The 19,389-nt window shown below is 66.7% G+C and carries 15 protein-coding genes; 2 read left to right on the top strand and 13 right to left on the bottom strand.

From position 1 onward, the window contains the following. Positions 1-139: 139 nt before the first annotated feature. On the bottom strand, positions 140-1,045 hold the full coding sequence (gene prpB, locus EV675_RS25080) for a methylisocitrate lyase (RefSeq protein ID WP_130361111.1): 906 nt from the start codon (positions 1,043-1,045) through the stop codon (positions 140-142). Between the two features lie 210 nt (positions 1,046-1,255). Here prpB and prpR point away from each other — a divergent pair, with 210 nt between their 5' ends. Continuing rightward, a complete protein-coding gene (gene prpR / locus EV675_RS25075; RefSeq protein WP_130361109.1) occupies positions 1,256-3,235 on the top strand; it encodes a propionate catabolism operon regulatory protein PrpR in 1,980 nt (659 codons plus the stop codon). Here the strand turns inward: prpR and EV675_RS25070 are convergent. Further along, positions 3,232-4,425: an acyl-CoA dehydrogenase gene (locus tag EV675_RS25070; RefSeq protein ID WP_130361107.1), complete on the bottom strand. Its 1,194-nt coding sequence runs from the start codon at positions 4,423-4,425 to the stop codon at positions 3,232-3,234. The two genes, prpR and EV675_RS25070, sit on opposite strands and share 4 nt — an antisense overlap. A gap of 167 nt (positions 4,426-4,592) precedes the next feature. Between EV675_RS25070 and EV675_RS25065 the strand changes: the two genes are divergently transcribed. Then, a complete protein-coding gene (locus tag EV675_RS25065; RefSeq protein WP_130361105.1) occupies positions 4,593-5,540 on the top strand; it encodes a LysR family transcriptional regulator in 948 nt (315 codons plus the stop codon). Here the strand turns inward: EV675_RS25065 and EV675_RS25060 are convergent. From EV675_RS25060 to dnaG, 11 genes are all read right to left on the bottom strand, one after another. Next, positions 5,530-6,222 (bottom strand): TetR/AcrR family transcriptional regulator, encoded by a 693-nt coding sequence (locus tag EV675_RS25060; protein WP_165404765.1) that lies wholly within the window; start codon positions 6,220-6,222, stop codon positions 5,530-5,532. The two genes, EV675_RS25065 and EV675_RS25060, sit on opposite strands and share 11 nt — an antisense overlap. Positions 6,223-6,259: 37 nt before the next feature. Then, a complete protein-coding gene (locus EV675_RS25055; RefSeq protein WP_207222048.1) occupies positions 6,260-7,168 on the bottom strand; it encodes an acetamidase/formamidase family protein in 909 nt (302 codons plus the stop codon). A 41-nt stretch (positions 7,169-7,209) separates the two neighbouring features. Continuing rightward, positions 7,210-8,205: an ABC transporter ATP-binding protein gene (locus EV675_RS25050; protein WP_130361099.1), complete on the bottom strand. Its 996-nt coding sequence runs from the start codon at positions 8,203-8,205 to the stop codon at positions 7,210-7,212. After that, positions 8,202-9,215, bottom strand: a complete 1,014-nt coding sequence (locus tag EV675_RS25045) for an ABC transporter ATP-binding protein (RefSeq protein WP_130361097.1) — start codon at positions 9,213-9,215, stop codon at positions 8,202-8,204. The genes EV675_RS25050 and EV675_RS25045 overlap by 4 nt, the downstream gene beginning before the upstream one ends. Beyond that, on the bottom strand, positions 9,208-10,062 hold the full coding sequence (locus tag EV675_RS25040) for an ABC transporter permease (protein WP_423213251.1): 855 nt from the start codon (positions 10,060-10,062) through the stop codon (positions 9,208-9,210). Before EV675_RS25040 ends, EV675_RS25045 begins: the two co-directional genes overlap by 8 nt. A 65-nt stretch (positions 10,063-10,127) precedes the next feature. After that, on the bottom strand, positions 10,128-11,069 hold the full coding sequence (locus tag EV675_RS25035) for an ABC transporter permease (protein ID WP_130361095.1): 942 nt from the start codon (positions 11,067-11,069) through the stop codon (positions 10,128-10,130). Beyond that, entirely contained in the window at positions 11,063-12,442 is a 1,380-nt protein-coding gene (locus tag EV675_RS25030) for an amidase (protein ID WP_207222047.1), read from the bottom strand. Before EV675_RS25030 ends, EV675_RS25035 begins: the two co-directional genes overlap by 7 nt. Before the next feature lie 31 nt (positions 12,443-12,473). Continuing rightward, positions 12,474-13,013, bottom strand: a complete 540-nt coding sequence (locus EV675_RS25025; protein WP_207222046.1) for a cupin domain-containing protein — start codon at positions 13,011-13,013, stop codon at positions 12,474-12,476. A 35-nt stretch (positions 13,014-13,048) separates the two neighbouring features. Next, positions 13,049-14,626, bottom strand: coding sequence for an ABC transporter substrate-binding protein (locus EV675_RS25020; protein WP_130361091.1), 1,578 nt, complete (start codon positions 14,624-14,626; stop codon positions 13,049-13,051). A 168-nt stretch (positions 14,627-14,794) separates the two neighbouring features. Next, positions 14,795-17,152, bottom strand: a complete 2,358-nt coding sequence (rpoD, locus tag EV675_RS25015; RefSeq protein WP_242621591.1) for an RNA polymerase sigma factor RpoD — start codon at positions 17,150-17,152, stop codon at positions 14,795-14,797. 190 nt (positions 17,153-17,342) lie between these two features. Beyond that, positions 17,343-19,358 carry a DNA primase gene (gene dnaG, locus EV675_RS25010; RefSeq protein WP_130361089.1) on the bottom strand — a complete coding sequence of 672 codons (2,016 nt, stop codon included), beginning with the start codon at positions 19,356-19,358 and terminating at the stop codon, positions 17,343-17,345. Positions 19,359-19,389: the final 31 nt, after the last annotated feature.

Raw genomic sequence — 19,389 nt, 5'->3', positions numbered from 1 at the left:
TGGCAGTTACTACGCAACCCAAGACACAAGAAATTCGCTAGACCCAGGGCGCCGCGGATCCGGCTTTGCCGGTCCGCCAGCGCCGCCCCCTTGAGGGGGAGCGGCCAAAGGCCGCCAGGGGGTGGGCTTCCCTCGCGCGTCAGCGCGTAGGGGGGGACCCCTTTTTGAACAACGCATCCAAATGCTGTTCGAACGCGTGATAGCCAATGCGATCGTACAACTCCTCTCGCGTCTGCATCATGTCGATCACGTTCTTCTGGTGCCCGTCGCGGCGGATGGCCGTGTAGACGGTTTCCGCGGCCTTGTTCATGGCGCGGAAGGCGGACAGCGGGTACAGCACCATGGACACGTCGGCGCTGCGCAGTTCTTCCACCGTGAACAGCGGCGTCTGTCCGAACTCGGTGATGTTGGCCAGCACCGGCACCTTCACGGCGTCGACGAACTTGCGGTAGGTGGGCAGGTCGTAGGCGGCCTCGGCGAAGATACCGTCGGCGCCCGCTTCCACGCAGGCCTGGGCGCGCTCGATGGCGGCGTCCAGCCCTTCCACCGCGATGGCGTCGGTGCGCGCCACCAGGAAGAAGTCGGGATCGGTCTTGGCATCGGCCGCCGCCTTGACGCGGTCCACCATTTCCGAGGCCGACACGATTTCCTTGCCCGGACGGTGGCCGCAGCGCTTGGCGCCGACCTGGTCCTCGATGTGGCAGGCGGCGGCGCCGGCCTTGATCAGGCTCTTGACCGAGCGCGCGATGTTGAAGGCCGACGGGCCGAAGCCGGTGTCGATGTCCACCATCAGCGGCAGGTCGCACACGTCGGTGATGCGGCGCACGTCGATCAGCACGTCGTCCAGCGTGTTGATGCCCAGATCGGGCATGCCCAGCGAGCCGGCGGCCACGCCGCCGCCCGACACGTAGACGGCGCGAAAGCCCGCGCGCTTGGCCAGCAGGGCGTGGTTGGCGTTGATGGCGCCGATGATCTGCAGGGGGTGTTCTTCGCGCAGCGCCTGGCGGAAGCGGGCGCCGGGCGAGGCGGGTCGTGAGGAGGTCATGGCGATGACTCGGACTAGGGGAAAACTCAGCTTACTGCAAAGACCGTGCCATGCGTGGGCCGGCGCCGCCCTTCCCCCCGCCAGGCCGCGTGGGCGCGGGCTTCCCCCGTGATGGCGCGCGGCATTCCCGTCCTTGCCGCCGAACTCCGAGCGCCAGATTCATTTCATATTTGAAATCTATATAATCAAATCTGCAATCAGGACCTTGCCATGGACCTTCCAGCCGCCCTTGCCTCCCGCCCTCACTCCCGGCCCGTCATCTGGACCATGGGCATCAGCCGCGTGTCCCGCGCTTTCGCCGAACTGGCCCCCGGCTACGCCGCGCAGGCCGATTTCCGCATCGTCGACGAAGGCTTCGAGACGGCGGCCCGCTCGATCAACGAAGCCGCGCGCCAGGGTCTGGTCGACGCGGTGGTCGCGGGCGGCTCGAACGGCGCCTACCTGCGCCAGCACGTGGACGTGCCCGTCATCCTGATCAAGGTCACGGGCTTCGACGTCATGCACGCCCTGACCACGGCCAGGCAGTTGTCGAGCCGGCTGGCCCTGGTCACCCACGCCTCCACCTTTCCCGAGGCCGAAGCCTTCAAGCAGGCCTTCGGGCTGGACTTCCCCAGCCACAGCTACGTCACGACCGAGGACGCCGCCGCGCAGGTCAAGGCGCTCAAGCGCGCCGGGCTGGAGGTCATCGTCGGCCCCGGGCTGGTCTCGGACCTGGCCGAACAACAGGGCCTGGCGGGCGTCTTCCTCTATTCCACCAATTCGATCCGGGTCGCGCTGGAAGACGCCATCGAGGCGGCCCGGCTCGCCCGCATCGAGCAGCGCCGCCGCGAATACCTGAACACCGTGTTGTCCCACCTGAACGAGGGCGTGGCCGCGGTGGACGCCGAAGGCCGCATCCAGTCCCTCAATCCGCCCATGGAGCGCCTGCTGGGCCTGCGGCGCGAGCAGGCCATCGGCCAGCCGCTGGAGGAAGCCGCCCCGGCGATCTCGCTCGACGGCCCCCTGCGCCATGGCCAGAAGGAACTGGAGACCATCCAGAAGGTGCGCGACAAGGTGCTGATCCTGAACCGCATCCCCATCCTGAGCGGCGGCGAACTGCTGGGCGCGGTGGTCACGGCGCAGGACGCCCAGGCCATCCAGCGGGTGGACCGCAACCTGCGCACCGGCGCGCCGGCGCGGCCGTCCGGCACGCGCTACGACCTGGACGACCTGCTGGGCAGCTCGGGCCCCATGCAGCGGGTGCGCGAGCTGGCCAGGCTGTACGCCGGCGTCAGTTCCACGGTGCTGATCGAGGGCGAGAGCGGCACCGGCAAGGAAGTGCTGGCGCAGGGCATGCACCGCGCCAGCCCCCGCCGCGACTTTCCCTTCGTTGCCATCAACTGCGCCGCCTTCCCCGAGCCTCTGCTGGAAAGCGAACTGTTCGGCTACGAGGAAGGCGCCTTCACCGGCGCCCGCAAGGGCGGCAAGACCGGCCTGTTCGAGGCCGCCCACAACGGCACCCTGTTCCTGGACGAGATCGGCGACATGCCGCTGGCGCTGCAGGTGCGCCTGCTGCGCGTACTGCAGGAACGGCAGGTGCTGCCGGTGGGCGCGCTGGAACCGGTGGCCGTCAACGTGCGGGTGGTCGCCGCCACCCACCGCGACCTGCAGACCATGGTGCGTGCCGGCGAGTTCCGGCAGGACCTGTTCTACCGCCTGAACATCCTGCGCATCGCCATGCCGCCGCTGCGCGAACGCGAAGGCGACATCGACGAACTGGCCGAGGAACTCTACGCCCGCGCGCAGCGGCGGCTGGGCATGGCGCGGCCCGTGCGCCTGCCGGCCTTCGTGCGGTCGCTGTGCGCCAACTACGCCTGGCCCGGCAACCTGCGCGAGATGGAGAACGTGCTGGAACGGGTGGCCGTGTCGCATGCGGGCCGCAAGATCGGCCGCAAGGAACTGGAGCTGGAACTGGAAATCACCGTGCCCGAGCTGTACGGCGGCACGGACAAAACCGCGCCCGCCGATCCGGGCGGGACCGCCTTCGCGTCGCTGGACGAGATCGCCCGGGCCAGCCAGGCGGCGCACGCTCGCCGCGTGCTGGACGCCTGCCACGGCGACCGCGCGGCGGCGTGCCGGATACTGGGCATCAGCCCCGCCACGCTGTGGCGCAAGCTGAAAGAGGCGCCGCCCGGCGCCCCGTATGCCTAGCAGAACGCCTGGATGCCCGTCTGGGCGCGGCCCAGGATCAGCGCATGGATGTCGTGCGTGCCTTCGTAGGTGTTGACCACCTCGAGGTTGACGACGTGGCGGATCACGCCGAACTCGTCGGAAATCCCGTTGCCGCCCAGCATGTCACGCGCGACGCGGGCGATGTCCAGCGACTTGCCGCAGGAGTTGCGCTTCATGATGGAGGTGATCTCCACCGCCGCCGTTCCGGCATCCTTCATCCGGCCCAGTTGCAGGCAGCCTTGCAGGCCCAGCGTGATCTCGGTCTGCATGTCGGCCAGCTTCTTCTGCACCAGCTGGTTGGCGGCCAGCGGGCGGCCGAACTGCTTGCGGTCCAGCACGTACTGGCGGGCGGTGTGCCAGCAGTACTCGGCCGCGCCCAGCGCGCCCCAGGCGATGCCGTAGCGGGCCGAGTTCAGGCAGGTGAACGGGCCCTTCAGGCCGGCCACGTTGGGCATGTAATTCTCTTCCGGCACGAACACCTCGTCCATGACGATCTCGCCGGTAATGGACGTACGCAGGCCGACCTTGCCGTGGATGGCCGGCGCCGACAGCCCCTTCCAGCCCTTCTCCAGGATGAAGCCGCGGATGTTGTCCTTGCCGTCCTCGTCCTTGAGCTTGGCCCAGACCACGAACACATCGGCGATGGGCGAGTTGGTAATCCACATCTTGGCCCCGCTCAGGCGGTAGCCGCCGTCCACCTTGGTGGCGCGGGTGACCATGGAGCCGGGATCCGAACCGTGGTTGGGCTCGGTCAGGCCGAAGCAGCCGATCAGCTCGCCGGTGGCCAGTTTGGGCAGGTATTTCTGCTTTTGCGCCTCGGTACCGAATTCATGGATGGGGACCATGACCAGCGAGGACTGCACGCTCATCATCGACCGGTAGCCGGAATCCACCCGCTCGACCTCGCGCGCGATCAAGCCGTAGCTGACGTAGTTCAGGCCTGGACCACCGTACTGCTCGGGAATCGTGGGCCCCAACAGGCCCAGCTCGCCCATCTCGCGGAAGATGGCGGCATCGGTGCGCTCGTTGCGGAACGACTCCAGCACGCGCGGCATCAGCTTGTCCTGGCAGTATGCCGCCGCCGCTTCCCTGACCATGCGCTCGTCGTCGCTCAGCTGCTGGTCGAGCAGCAGGGGGTCGGCCCAGTTGAATTGTGCAGGCTTGTGCATAAGATTCATGTCTCGCAAGTAATTGGGAAACAGGAGAATTCGTGTCCTCCCGGCGAATTTCCTGCAAGATATACGGATTCGGCCGCTGCGCCAAACGAGTTCTTTTCACTTATCTGTGCGCTTTTCGCACTTGGTAAAGTAGAACCTTCCGACCCCGGGCCCTTCTCATGCGCCGCAAACTGCCCAGCACCGCCGCCCTGGCCGCCTTCGAGGCGGCCGCGCGCCACCAGAGCTTCACCAAGGCCGCAGCCGAACTGGCCCTGACCCAAAGCGCCGTCTGCCGCCAGATCGCCGGCCTGGAGTCCTTCCTGGGCCTGAAGCTGTTCCGCCGCACCCGGCGCGGCGTCACCCTGACCCAGGCCGGCCAGACCTACGGCGAAACCGTGGCGCGCCGCCTGGACGAGGTCGAACGCGACACCCTGGACCTGATGGCCCGGCGCGGCGAAGGCGGCGTACTGGAACTGGCCTCCGTGCCCACCTTCGCCACCCGCTGGCTGCTGCCGCGCCTGGCCGACTTCGAACGCCAGGCCCCCAACATCGTCCTGAACATCACCCCGCAAAGCCGGCCCTTCCTGTTCGAGGGCACTCCCTTCGACGCCGCCATCTACGCCGGCGACGGGCCCTGGCCGGGCACCGAAGCGGTCTTCCTGATGCCCGAGAAACTGGTGCCCGTGTGTTCCCCCAGGCTGCTGGGCGTGCGCAAGCGCATCATGCCCGGGCAGTTCTCGGCCTATCGGCTGCTGCAGCAAAGCACCCGCCCCTACGCCTGGCGGCAGTGGTTCGCCGCGCAGAACGTCAGCCATCCGCACGACCTGGGCGGCCCGCGCTATGAACTGTTCTCGATGCTGGTGGAAGCGGCCGTGCACGGCCAGGGCATCGCCCTCGTGCCGCGGTTGATCGTGGAGCAGGAACTCGCCTCGGGCCGCCTGATCGTCGCCTGCGAACGCGAATCGGTGCGGGACAAGAACTACTACCTGGTCTTGCCCGAGTGGAAGGCCGACCACGAACCCCTGCACCTGTTCAGGCAGTGGCTGGCGGCACAGGCGGCCCAGTACCGGGCCCAGCACGGGCTGGAAGGAGAAACACCCGCACCGCCCAAGCGCGTCACGCGGTAATGGCGGCCATCACGAAATCGACGACGTGCGCGCGGCGCTCGTCCAGCGCGGCATCGTCCGACAAGTCGGTACCCAGCACCGCCGACAGCGTGTGGCAATTGGAAATACTGAAAAAGCACAAGGCGTTGATGCTGATGTAGACCTGGCGCGCATCCAGCCCGGGCCGGAACAGCCCCGCCTCGGCCCCCGCCTTCAACAGCATGCCGATACGATGGATCATGGGATCGTAAATGGACTTCAGGCGTTCCGATTTGCGGATGATCCTGCCCTTGTTCACGTTCTCGCCGCTGAGCAGATTGACGAAATCCCGGTTGTGGCGAACGTGGTCGAACGTGAACAGGACGAAGTCCCGCAGCGCGGCGCGCGGGTCGGCGGCGTTCAGTTCCAGCTTGGGGTCGTTGGAGCGGAATGCCGTGTACGCCGCCTCGAGCACCGCCAGATAGGCATTTTCCTTCGAGCCGAAATGATGGGACAGGATCTGCTTGCTGACGCCGGCGCGGGTGCAGATCTTCTCGACGCTCGCGGCGTGGTACCCGCTATGGGAAAACTCCCGGTAAGCCGCGTCCAGCAGGTTCTGCCGTGTGCGTTCCGGATCGCGGGCACCGTTCGAGCGGCTCGGACGCCTCGTGGCCGAAATGAAGAAGGCCGGCTTGTCTTTCTTGTCGGTACTGCGAACTGTCAATTTGACGCTTCCTGAAAAAAAGTGGAGCAGGCCCCGGTCAGTCCAGTATTTCCCGGCGGAGCATCCCGTGCACGCCCTTCTCTCCGTTCACCGCCTGCGTCACGTGGAAGTCGACGGCAAGCGAACACAGCTGATAGGCATGGGCGCGCGCAAGACCGGTTCGCGCACGGATGAAGTCGATCATCTCGCGCAGCGCTTGCTTCAGGGCCTGATCGAGACTCTCATGGAACCCCATGCTGATGTAATGCGTCGGCGTTTCCGCGCGGGGAAAGCGCAGCACGGGATCGGCGGCGCCGCCCCCTTTGTGGACGGCCAGCGTGAACTCGCCGTCCAGGCAGGTCTCGAGCGCGGTGACGCATACCTCGCCGTCTCCCTGCAACGCGTGGCCGTCTCCCGCGGAAAAAAGCGCGCCGGGGACGTGGACGGGAAGAAACAGCGTGCTTCCGGCCACCAGTTCCTTGTTGTCCATGTTGCCGCCATGGACGCGCGGCTCTTTCGAAGAAATGCAGGCATATGAAGGTGGCGGCGCAACGCCCATGACACCGAAGAAAGGAGCGACCGGCAGCGTCATGCCCCATGCGAGGCGCGCGCGGCGGGTCTCACGATCGATGGGGATCGTGGCCACCGTCAGGTCGGGGAAATCCTCTGGCAGCGCCCCCGCCAACGGGCGGATGTAGTTATACCCCCAATCGGAGCCCAGCTCCACCGCATCTATCCTGACCTCCAGCATGTCCCCCGGCTCCGCGCCCGCGATGCCGATCGGACCGGTCAGGATGTGCGGCGCCAGCATGGGCAGGTTCGCCTCGGCTATGCGCCTCAGCGCCGCGGGCACGGTCATTCCCGATCCGGGTTGCGGAAACAGCGAGGCCTTGCCGGACACGGTCTCCATCCTGACCGTATCGCCGGATTCGACGATCAGGATGGGCTCGAAGCCGGCGTCGAACATGCCGACCCGGACATTCTCGGGCGAGGCGGGAACATGGTGGATCATCGCGCGGGTTCTCCGTTCACATCGTTCAAGTGGCAGGCCGACGCATGGCCGTCCCCATGGGACACCAGCAGCGGTTCTTCGACCTTGCAGCGGTCCATCGCGGACGGGCATCTGGCATGGAAGCGGCAACCCGGCGGAGGGTTCACGGGACTGGGAACGTCGCCGGCCAGAATGATGCGCCGGCTCCCGGCTCCGTGGGCCTTCATCGACGGCACCGACGACAGCAAGGCCTTCGTATAGGGATGCCGGGTCTGGCAGAACACTTCCTGGCGCGTCCCGATCTCCACGATCTTGCCCAGGTACATCACCGCCACGCGATGCGTCATGTGGGCGACGATGCCGAGATCGTGGCTGATGAACAGCAGCGCCAGCCCAAGTTCCCGCTGCAAATCCTGCAGCAGGTTGATGATCTGGGCCTTGACCGACACGTCCAACGCGGACACGGCCTCGTCGCACACGATCAGCTCCGGCTCGGCCGACAGGGCCCGGGCGATGCCGATGCGCTGGCGCTGCCCCCCGCTGAACTCGTGCGGCCACCGGCCGATGGCGTCGCGCGGCAATCCGACCTGGTCCAGGACGTCTCCAACCTTGCGATCGATCTGCGCCCTGGAGAGGTCCGACCGGAAATTGCGCAAGGGCTCGGCCACGATGTCCCGGACCTTCATCCTGGGGTTCAGCGACGAGAAAGGATCCTGGAACACCACCTGCAATTTCTTGCGAACGGGACGAAAGGCCTCGGACGACAACCGGTCTATCCTCATCCCGCCCAGCTCGATGCTGCCGTCCGTGATGGGGAACAAGCCCAGGATGGACCGCCCGACCGAGGACTTGCCGCAGCCGCTCTCGCCGACGAGCGACAGGGTCTCGCCATGCCCGATGCTGAACGACACGTCGTCCACGGCCCGGAGCTGCCGGGGGCTCGCGCCGGGGAAACGAGACCCGATCGCGTAGTATTTCTTCAAGCCGGTGACCTTCAACAGCGGTGCGTTCATGAACCTGCCCCCTCTTGCACCTCGACCCGGTGGCAAGCCACGCGATGCCCCGGCGACTTGACCTGCAAGGCCGGGACCACCGCCCGGCATGCATCCACGGCCAAGGCGCATCGCCCCGCGAACGCACAGCCGTCGATGCGCTCCTTGATGCCGGGCACGGTGCCCGGTATTTCCGCCAGCCGTCCACCGCCCGCGCTGGAGTCCAGCGTGGGCACGGCGCCCAGCAGGCCCCGCGTATAGGGATGCAGCGGATCGCGAAACACCTGCGCGACGGGCGCCTCCTCGACCACCCGTCCCGCATACATCACCAGCACGCGCTGCGCCACTTCCCATACCACCCCGAGATCGTGCGTGATGAGCACCACGGCCGCGCCGGTCCGGCGCGTCAGGTCCTTCACCAGGTCGAGGATCTGCGCCTGAATCGTCACGTCCAGGGCGGTCGTCGGCTCGTCGGCGATCAGGAGCCGCGGCTCGCACGCCAGGGCCATCGCGATCATGACCCGCTGGCACATGCCGCCCGAGAGTTCATGGGGGTATTGCCGGACGCGGCGCCGCGGCTCGGGGATGCCGACCAACTCCAGCATCGCCACCGCCCTGTCCTGCGCCGCCCTGCCGCGCAGTCCCGCATGCAGCGCCAGGGCTTCGCCGATCTGCTGGCCTACCGTCAGCACGGGATTCAGGCTGGACATGGGGTCCTGGAAGATCATGCTGAGGACATTCCCGCGGATGCTCCGCATGTCCTCCTCCGTCAGCGCCATCAGGTCCCGGCCCAGCAACCGGACCTTGCCTGCCACGCGCGTCGTGCGGGCGGGCAGCAGCCGCATGATGGACATGGCGGTCACCGACTTGCCGCTGCCGCTTTCTCCCACGATGGCCACGGTTTCTCCCTCGGCCACCTGGAAGCTGATGCCGTTCACGGCGCGGCCGATGCCGTCGCGCGCGAGAAACTGCGTCTGCAGGTCCTCGACGTCCAGCAGGGGGGCGGCGGAAACGCTCGCGTCCTCATACATGTTCGTTCATCCTCGGGTCCAGGAGATCCCTGACGCCATCGCCCAGCATGTTCATCGCCAGCACGGCCACGCTGAGAAACAAGGCGGGAAAGAAGACGATGTACGGCTTGACCTGCCAGATGCTCCGGCCTTCGGCCATGATGTTCCCCCATGACGGGATGTTGGATGGCGTGCCGGCGCCCAGGAACGACAGCGCGGCTTCGATCAGGATGGCGCTGGCGCAGATGAAGGTTGCCTGCACGATCAGCGGCCCCATGACGTTGGGCAGGATGTGCCGGACCATGATCGTCGGCGCCCGGGTTCCCGAGGCGATGGCGGCCTCGACGAAGGGCTGCTCCCGCAGCGAGATCACGATCCCGCGCACCACCCTCGCGACGCGGGGAATCTCTGTCACCGTAATGGCGAAGATCACGTTGCCGATGCTGGCCCGCGTCAGGGCCATCAGCGCGATCGCCAGCAGGATGGGCGGAATCGACATCATGCCGTCCATCACCCGCATCACGATGTTGTCCGCCCACCGGACGTAGCCGGAGACCACGCCGACCGCCAGGCCGATCAGACAAGAGAGCAGCGCCACCGAAAAGCCGACGACCAGGGATACCCGGGCGCCGAACAGCACGCGCGAATACAGGTCCCGGCCCAGGATGTCGGTCCCGAACCAGAAGCGCGCCGAGGGCTCCAGCTTGCGCAACGCCGGCGCCACCGCAGCCGGGTCCCGGGTCGCCAGCCAGGGGGCGAAGACTGCGACCAGGATCATCAACAGGAGCAGCAGGCCGCCGACCACCATGGTCGGATGACGACGGACGAATCCGACGACCCCGCCGGCGGGACGCGTCTCGGGAAACAGGTCCGGCAGCGGCCGGGCCGCCGGCGGAGCAAGCTCCGCGGCAAGCGTCGTGGTTACATGGGCATTCACAGCCGTACCCTCGGATCGATCAGGATATAGACGAGGTCGATCAGTAGATTGACCATCACGTAGGTGAACGAGAACAGCAGCACCACGCCCTGGATGACGGGGTAGTCGCGGCGCAGGATGGCATCGGCGGTGAGCCGGCCCAGGCCGGGAATGGCGAACACGCTTTCGGTCACGACCGCGCCGCTGACCAACAATGCCATGCCGATGCCGATGACGGTAACGATGGGCAGGGCGGCATTCTTCAACGCGTGGACGTAGAGGATGCGAACCCGGCCCACGCCCTTGGCGCGCGCGGTGCGGATGTAGCCCTGTTGCAGGACATCCAGCAGCGCGGCACGCGTCGTGCGCGCGATGATGGCGATATAGACGCCGCTGAGCGCGAACGAAGGCAGCAGCACACTGCGCAGCCACGGCCCCAGCCCCTCCGAGAATGCCCGGTATCCCTGCACCGGCAGGATTCCCATCTGCAGCCCGAACACGTAGGCCAGCACATAGCCCAGGACGAACACCGGCACGGAGAATCCGAACACGGCTCCCATCATGACCAGGCGATCGACCCAGGAGTCCGCCTTGGCCGCCGCGGCGATCCCCAGCGGCACGCCGACGCTGGTCGCGATGACCAGGGTCACGGCCATCAGGGAGATGGTCGGCTCCATGCGCTCTAGCAGCAACGTGCCCACCGGCAGATTGGTGAAGATCGACGTCCCCAGCGCCCCATGCAGAACCTGCCAGACCCAGGTGGCGAAGCGGATGGGAAACGGTTCGTCCAGGCCCAGGGAGACCCGGATACGATCCAGTTCCTCCTGGGTGGCGTGGTCGCCGGCGATGAGCAATGCCGGATCGCCGGGCGCCAGGTACATCAGGCTGAACACCAGCAGCGCGACCACGCCCATGACAGGCAGGGTCGACAGAATCCGGCGGATGATGAAACCTAGCATGGCGCATCCTCCGGGCTCGCGATGCGTCCCGACAGGCCCAGGTCCTGCTCCAGCGCCTGGGACAGCATGAAGAGACGCTGTTCGGCGTCCCAAGGCCCCACAAGTTGCAGCCCCACGGGCAGCCCCGCCCCGGTGAACCCCACCGGTGTAGAAAGCGCGGGATGGCCCGTCAGGTTGAACGGATGCAGCGCCGCCGCCCAGTGCGGATAGGCCCCCGGATACCCCGGATCGATGGCGTCCAGGCGAGGCGCCGCGACGGTCGTCGTCGGCATGGCCAGCACGTCGAAACGTTCAAAAACTGCCTGCACCGACCGGAAAAGCGCGGTACGCCGGTCGCAGGCAGCCAGGAACTCGATGGCCGACCAGCCGCGGCCCTGTGCGATACCCGCGCGCAGCGTGGGCGTCGTCCTGTCCGGCGCGGCATCGAAAAGGGCCCCATACCGCCCAGCGCGATGCGTGCTGGCCAGCGTCGCATACAGGGGATAAAGGCCATCGAAGCAGGCCTCGCGCAGCCCCTCGACACACGCCCCGCGATCCGTAAGACGGGACACCGCGGCCGACGTGATCCGCAACACCTCCGGATCGGTTCGATATTCGCCGAAGTGCTCGATCCAGCCTATGCGCAGGCCACGGATCTCGCCGGACCACGCGGGCGGCGCACCCCTGGTCGAGAACGGATCGGCGGCGGACGGCCCCTGCATCACCGACAGCAACAGCGCCGCGTCCTGCGTGGTCCGTGCCATCGGTCCGATGTAGGCGAAATTCCCGAAGCCGTCGGCCACCGCCTCGATCGGCACGCGTCCCAGGGTCGGTTTCATGCCGACCACGCCATTCCAGGCCGACGGACAACGAATGGATCCTCCGCCGTCGGTGGCGATCGCCAGCGGCCCCATGCCCGCGGCCAGGGCCGCTCCGGCCCCGCCGCTCGACCCCCCGGGCGTATGGTCCAGGTTCCAGGGGTTGCGCGTCACCCCGGTCGCCAGGCTTTCGGTCACCATCTTGTGCGCGAATTCGGGCAAGGTCGTCTTGCCGACCAGGATCGCGCCCGCGGCGCGCACCCGCTCGACCGCCACGGCGTCCTTCGCCGGGATGACCGGCGCCGCGGCGATGGATCCGTTGCCCAGCGGCACGCCGGCCACCGCGACATTGTCCTTGACCGTCACGGGCACCCCGTGCAGCGGACCGAGCGCCTCGCCCGCCATCACCCGTCGCTCGGCCGCGCGGGCCGCCCTTTCCGCCTCTTCCCGCAAGACCAGCGCGAACGCGTTGACCCGCGGATTGGCCCGATCGATGCGATCGAGCACCGCGCCGACGGCCTCGACCGGCGAAACCTGGCGCGCGGCGACAAGAGCCGCCAGACGCGTCGCGGACAATCCACAAAGTTCGTCCTGTCGCATGGCCGGCTCAGCCTCCCTCGCTCACGGAACGGGTCGTGATCTTGCCCCGCTCGTCCAGGCCGAAGCCTTTCCGGCGCGCCGCATCCATCACCTCGTCTATCCACTCTACGTTGCCCGGGTCGTCGCCGCCGATGATGACCAGCAGCAGCGCCTGGCCGGGACTCTCGTTGCGGAACCCGCGCAGCACGCCGACCGGAAGCGAGATAACGTCATACTGGTCCAGAAAAATCTCGTGCTCGCCATGGTCTCCCCATTGCACCGAGAACCGGCCGTTCAGGGGCATGAACACCTCCACGGTCCGATGCTTGTGGAGCGCGCTGCCTTTCCCCGCATCGACCCGGACGATGGACAGATGAAACCCCTCGACATCCGTGATGGGCGGAACGATGGCGCCATCCTCAGCCACGCCCTGGCCGATGATGCTCAGTAGCTCGCGCTGGAACTCGGGCCTGGCCGCGTCGATCAGCGGCATGGCGCTGGCCTGGAGCTCGCTGAAGACCGCCACCCTCTTTCGCATTTCCTCCGGACTTACCTGACGACTCTGCATGGACTTCTCCTAGGGAATGATCCTTCCGGACGCGTTCACCGCTTCTCGACGTTCCAATAGGGCTGGACGTATGCGGGCAGCAGGCCGGTGACATTGGGCCGATAGGCGCTGACGACATCCCACTGCCCCACCGGCACGTAGGGCAGGAATTGCCACATGTGCTCTTGCAGGGCTTCGAACGCCTGCTGCTGCTCGGCGGGGGTCAATGCCCGCAGAACACGCTGGCGCAGGCGCTCGCCGGCCTCATCGCAGGGAAAACCGGGCCAGTTGTGCCCGCCGCAGGACATGTCGAGCGCGGCGTTCGTCAGCGGGTGAAACCAGATGCTGCCGGTGGCGTTGTACGGAAACAGGTGATAGCCGCCCTTGCCCGGAGGCTGGCCCTTGGCCCGGATGCGTTGCAGGAGCGTGGGAAGATCGGTCACCTGGAGATCGACCTTGACTCCCGCTTCCTTCAGGCGCTGGGCCAGCACTTGCGCGACGGCCATGTTCGGGCCGGCCGGAAGGCTCAACAGCACGATGGTCTCGCCCTTGTACCCCGCCTCGGCCAGCAGGCTCCTGGCCCGTTGCACGTTCTGCTTGAGGAACGGCTTGGATCCCGCTTCCGTACCAAAGGCGGTGCCGCAGACACTGAACGAATGGCATGGCTTCCAGTCCGCGTCCCCCGCCACGGCGGGCATGATTTCATCCTGGTCGATCAGCAGCGCCAGCGCCTGGCGCGCCCTGACGTCGTTGAACGGCGGAAGCTGGAAATTGGGCCGCACGAACTCGACGAAGGGCAGCCCATTGGGACTGAGCTTGAGCCCCCGCTGCCTCAGGAACGCGATCTGGTCCGGGTCCGCCTCGGCCCACAGGTCGGCCTCGCCCGCCGCCAGGGCGTTCGACGCTGTCGTCGCGTCCGGCATGATGATCCAGCGGACCTGATCGACCTTGACGACCCGCCCCCCCGCCAGGCCATCGGCCGGCTCACCGCGGGACAGGTAGTCGGCATTGCGCGCGAATACCACCCGGCTGCCTTCCACCCGCTCGGCATCGACGAACTTGAACGGCCCCGAACCGACCACGGGAAGCGGCATCGGCGTGTTGTAGGGGCGCGCCGCGTCCTTCTCCCGCATGATGCCCGGAATGGGCGAACCCGCTCCGGCCAGCAGGAACTCCACGAACCCGAAGGGTTCCTTCAAGACCAGCCGGAAGTCGCGGTCGCCGACGGACGCCAGGGACGACAGCCGCGACTTGAGCTGCGCCCCGATGGCCGTGTTGTCGGCCCAGCGCCTCACCGAGGCCACCACGTCGCGCGCGGTCACCGGCGATCCGTCGTGGAACTTCAGGTTGGGGCGCAGCGTGTAGTCCCGCGTCAGGCCGTCGCTGCTGACGGTGTACTTCTCCACCATCATCGGCTTCGCGACCAGCTTGCCATCGAGCGCGAACAGCGTGTCGAAAACCATTTGCGAATAGACACGCGACACCCTGTTGCTACCCTGGGTGGGATCCAGCTCGGTCACGTCGCCGCTGATGACACGCAGTACTTTCCGCCCCTCCTGCGCGGGCACATCCCGCATCCCGACAGCGAGCATCGAGAAGCAGATCACGATCGCAAACAGTCTTTCGAGTTTCATGGCAACGCACTCCGCTTTGGCTTGAAACACCCCTTGGATACGCGTCAATGATACGCACAATTTTCCACGAGTCAACCATCCGGTTGGTTGATAATGGAAGAAAAAAAATCCCTGCCGGCGCTCACGCGCGGGCAGGGATTCCCTTTGGCAGACCGTGCTACAGGGTTTTTACTGACCTTCCAGGAAGCTCTTGAGCTTGTCGGCCCGGCTCGGGTGACGCAGCTTGCGCAGCGCCTTGGCTTCTATCTGACGAATACGCTCGCGCGTCACGTCAAACTGCTTGCCCACTTCTTCCAGGGTCTGGTCGGTGCTCATCTCGATACCGAACCGCATGCGCAGCACCTTGGCCTCGCGCGGCGTCAGCGAATCCAGCACTTCCTTGACGACGTTGCGCATCGAACCATGCAGCGCCGCATCCGAGGGCGCCAGCGTGGCGGTGTCCTCGATGAAATCGCCCAGATGCGAATCGTCGTCGTCGCCGATGGGGGTCTCCATCGAGATCGGCTCCTTGGCGATCTTCAGGATCTTGCGGATCTTGTCCTCCGGCATGTCCATCTTCTGCGCCAGGGTGGCGGGATCCGGCTCGGCGCCGGTTTCCTGCAGGATCTGGCGGCTGATCCGGTTCATCTTGTTGATCGTCTCGATCATGTGCACCGGAATGCGGATGGTGCGCGCCTGATCGGCGATCGAACGGGTGATGGCCTGCCGGATCCACCACGTGGCGTAGGTCGAGAACTTGTAGCCGCGACGGTATTCGAACTTGTCCACCGCCTTCATCAGGCCGATGTTGCCTTCCTGGATCAGGTCCAGGAACTGCAGGCCGCGGTTCGTGTACTTCTTGGCGATCGAGATCACCAGGCGCAGGTTGGCCTCGGTCATCTCGCGCTTGGCCTTGCGGGCCTTGGCCTCGCCGGTGGCCATCTGCTTGTTGACGTCCTTGAGGTCCTTCAGCGGCAGCACCACGCGGGCCTGCAGGTCGATCAGCTTCTGCTGCAGTTCCTGGATGGCCGGGATCTGGCGCGACAGCGTCTCGGAATAATCGTGGGCGGCGTTGACTTCCCCAAGCACCCATTCCAGGTTGGTTTCATGCCCGGGGAAGGCCTTGATGAAGTGCGTGCGCGGCATGCCGGCACGGTCCACACAGATCTGCATGATCGCGCGTTCGAGCTTGCGGACTTCCTCGACCTGCGCGCGCAGCGTGTCGGCCAGGCGCTCGACCATCTTCGCGGTGAAGCGGATGCCCATCATCTCTTCCAGGATGGTTTCCTGGGCGGTGACGTAGGCCTCCGACTTGTAGCCTTCGCGCTCGTAGGCCTGGCGCATCTTGTCGAACCAGCGCTTGACGCTGTCGAACTTCTCCAGCGACTTCACGCGCAGCTCTTCGACCTGCTTGCTGCTCATGCCGCCGGCGGGGGCGTCGTCGCCCTCTTCGTCGTCATCGTCGGACGACGAGGTGACGCCCGACCCGGCATATTCCTCGCCGTCGTTGGGATCGATCAGGCCGTCGACGATCTCGTCGATCTGGATCTCGGACGCGCGGACGCGGTCGGCGTTCTCCAGGATCTCGTTGATCGTGGTCGGGCAGGCGGAGATCGCCATCACCATGTGCTTGAGACCGTCCTCGATCCGCTTGGCGATCTCGATTTCCCCTTCGCGGGTCAATAGCTCGACCGAACCCATCTCGCGCATGTACATGCGCACGGGGTCGGTGGTGCGGCCGAAGTCGGAGTCGACCGTGGACAGCGCGGCTTCCGCCTCTTCCTCGGCGTCGTCGTCGGACGAGGCGACCGGGGCGTTCTCGTTCAGCAGCAGGGTCTCGGCATCGGGCGCCTGGTCGTAGACCGAGATGCCCATGTCGTTGAAGGTGCTGATGATGCCGTCGATGGCCTCGGCGTCGACCAGGTCGTCGGGCAGATGATCGTTGATCTCGCCATAGGTCAGGTAGCCGCGGTCCTTGCCGAGCTTGATCAGCAGCTTGAGGCGGTTGCGGCGGGCCTCGTATTCCTCGGGCGTCACCGGTCCGCGGGCGATCAGGTCCTTGGGGTCGGCCTTGCCGCGCTTGCCCCGGCCCTTGGGGATCTTGATCTCGGGGATAGGCTCGGCATCACCGTCGTTATCGCCCCCGTCATCGAAATCCCCGCCGGAAGACTCGGCCTGCTTGGCGTCCTTGGGCGGACGGCCCGGCCGGCGGCCCGCCGGCTTGGCCAGCAGCTCGGCCAGCTTTTTCTCGGCGTTCTTCTTGTCGGCGGCGGTCGCGGTCTTGGCCGCCGTCTTGGTGGCCTTCTTGGCCGCCTTGGCGGCGGGCTTGGCCTTCTCGGCGAGTTCGGCCGCCACGGCGTCGAAATCGGCATCGGCCGCCTGGGCCTGCGGGTCCAACAGCTTGGTGCGGGCCCTGCCAGCCGACTTGACCGTCACCTTGACGCCGCTGGCGGCCGCCGTCTTGGACGCAGCCTTCTCCTTGGCCTTGTCTTGCCCTTCGGCTTTGGATTTGTTCACAGTCAGCGTCTTGCCTGTCGTTTTCGCCATGGTCGGTCAACCACTCCTAATATTTCATCCGGCGGCTGGATTGCCCCAGCCCCCAATCCGCGGGTCGGCACGTGTGCGCCGATCTCGGCTCCCGCGCATCCGGTAACGGCCCCTGGCAAAGATCGCGCCAAGCAAAATCCATACCAGAAAACGGGAAAAAATTCTCCCGATCTAACCTACGGTAAACCCTCTATTCTACCACTCTCGGCTTCTTCAACTCTAGAATTCTTTCGGTCAGGGCGAGGTAGCGCGCCTTGTCCTGCGCATCTTTCAGGCCCGAAGCGGCCAGCTGCTGCTGCTCGGCAACGGCGGCGTGCAAGGCCACCATGCGCAGCGCGTCATGCAATTCCGCGTCGGGATCCGGCAGCTCTTCTTCATAGATGGTGGCCGTCGACGCCATCACAAGAGTCTGCGACAACGCGCTGCCCTCGGCAGCCTGCAACAGCGCGCCCGCGTGCTGGGCGCCCGTTTCGCGCACCAGCGCCAGCAGCGCCTTGACCGATTCGTATCCCTGGTTGGCCTCCAGCAAATGTTCGGCATCTTCGCCCATGTGCCGGACCAGGCCGGGATGCGTCAGCAGCAGCTGAAGCAATCGCCCCGCTATCGGGGTCACCCTGGCCCGCGGGCCCGTGTAGCCCTGCGGCCGCTCGTCGCCGTAGCGACCGTCGCGGTCCCGGAAGCGCCCGCTCTTGAAGCGCCCCGGCCGGAACCCGCCGCCCCCGGCCGGCCCGGCGGGCCGCTCGTGAAAATCCGGGGCGGGTTCGTAGAAATGGTCGTCAGGCGGTTCATGGTCGGGCACCCAATCGGGGGCTTCGGCACTGCCCTGCACACCATTATTAGACTCTGAGCGCCCCGGCACCGGGGAAGTTCCCCGCATTTGGGCCGGCGTCTGCACCAGCGGTCCGCTGGGCACGTCCTGCAACGGGACCAACTGGCCCAGCTCTTCCGTGGTCAGGCGGGTCAACTGCGCCAGTTCCCGCTGCACCTGCATGCGCAGCGCGCCGGCCGGCATGGCCTGCAGCAGCGGTTTCGCGTCGTGCACGCAGCGCGCCCTGCCCTCGGCCTCGTCCATCTGGTGCCGCTCGGCCAGTTCGCCCAGCATGAACTGGGACAGGGGCATCGCCTCGCGCAGGGCCTTGCGGAAGCGCTCGGCGCCGAATTCGCGCACGTACGAGTCGGGATCGTGCTCGTCCGGCAGGAAAAGAAAGCGGATCGAAATATCGTCGCGCAGGAGCGGCAGGCAGGCCTCGAGCGCCCTCCAGGCGGCCTTGCGCCCGGCCTTGTCGCCGTCGAAGCTGAAAATCACGCTGTCGCTGGCCCGCAGCAGCTTCTGCACGTGCACGGGCGTGGTCGCCGTACCCAGCGTGGCCACGCCGCACTCGATGCCGAGCTGCGCCAGCGCCACGACGTCCATGTAGCCCTCGACCACCACCACCATGCCCTCCTTGCGGATGGCCTGGCGCGCCTCCCAGAGCCCGTACAGCTCGGATCCCTTCGAGAAGATGGGGGTTTCGGGCGAGTTGAGGTATTTGGGCTCGCCCTTGCCGATGATGCGGCCACCGAAGCCTATGAGATGGCCCCGGGCATTCCGGATGGGAAAGGTGACACGCTCGCGGAACCGGTCGTAGCGTCGCCCATCTTCGCTCAGGATGACCAGCCCGGCCTCGACCAGCAGCGGATCGTCGTAGTTGGACAGGACCGCGGACAGGCCCTGGCGTTCGCCGCCGGCCCAGCCCAGCCCGAAACGGGCGGCGATCTCGCCGGACACGCCGCGCCCCTTCAGGTAGGCCACGGCGGCGCCCGCGCCGCGCAACTGCTGCCGGTACCAGGTATTGGCGGTCTCCAGCACCTGGCTGTGGCGCGACACCATGGCTTCGCGCTGCTGGCGCGCGGCCCGCTGGCGGGGGCTGCGCTCTTCCTCGGGCACCGACATGCCCACCATGCCGGCCAGCGACCGCACCGCTTCGGGAAAGCCGGCGCCGGTGTGCTCCATCAGGAAGCGGATGGCCGTGCCATGGGCGCCGCAACCGAAGCAGTGATAGAACTGCTTGGTGGGGCTGACCGTGAACGATGGCGACTTTTCGCCGTGGAAGGGACACAATCCCAGCAGGTTGGCACCCGCCTTGCGCAACTGCACGTGCTGGCCCACGACATCGACGATGTCGACCCGGGCCAGCAGATCCTGGATGAATGACTCGGGGATCATGCGCGCGGCGCGAAAGGAAAACGCACGGCCT

The organism is Pigmentiphaga kullae (assembly GCF_004216695.1).
Classification (GTDB): domain Bacteria; phylum Pseudomonadota; class Gammaproteobacteria; order Burkholderiales; family Burkholderiaceae_B; genus Pigmentiphaga; species Pigmentiphaga kullae.
This window is presented reverse-complemented; position numbering and strand designations above follow the sequence as displayed.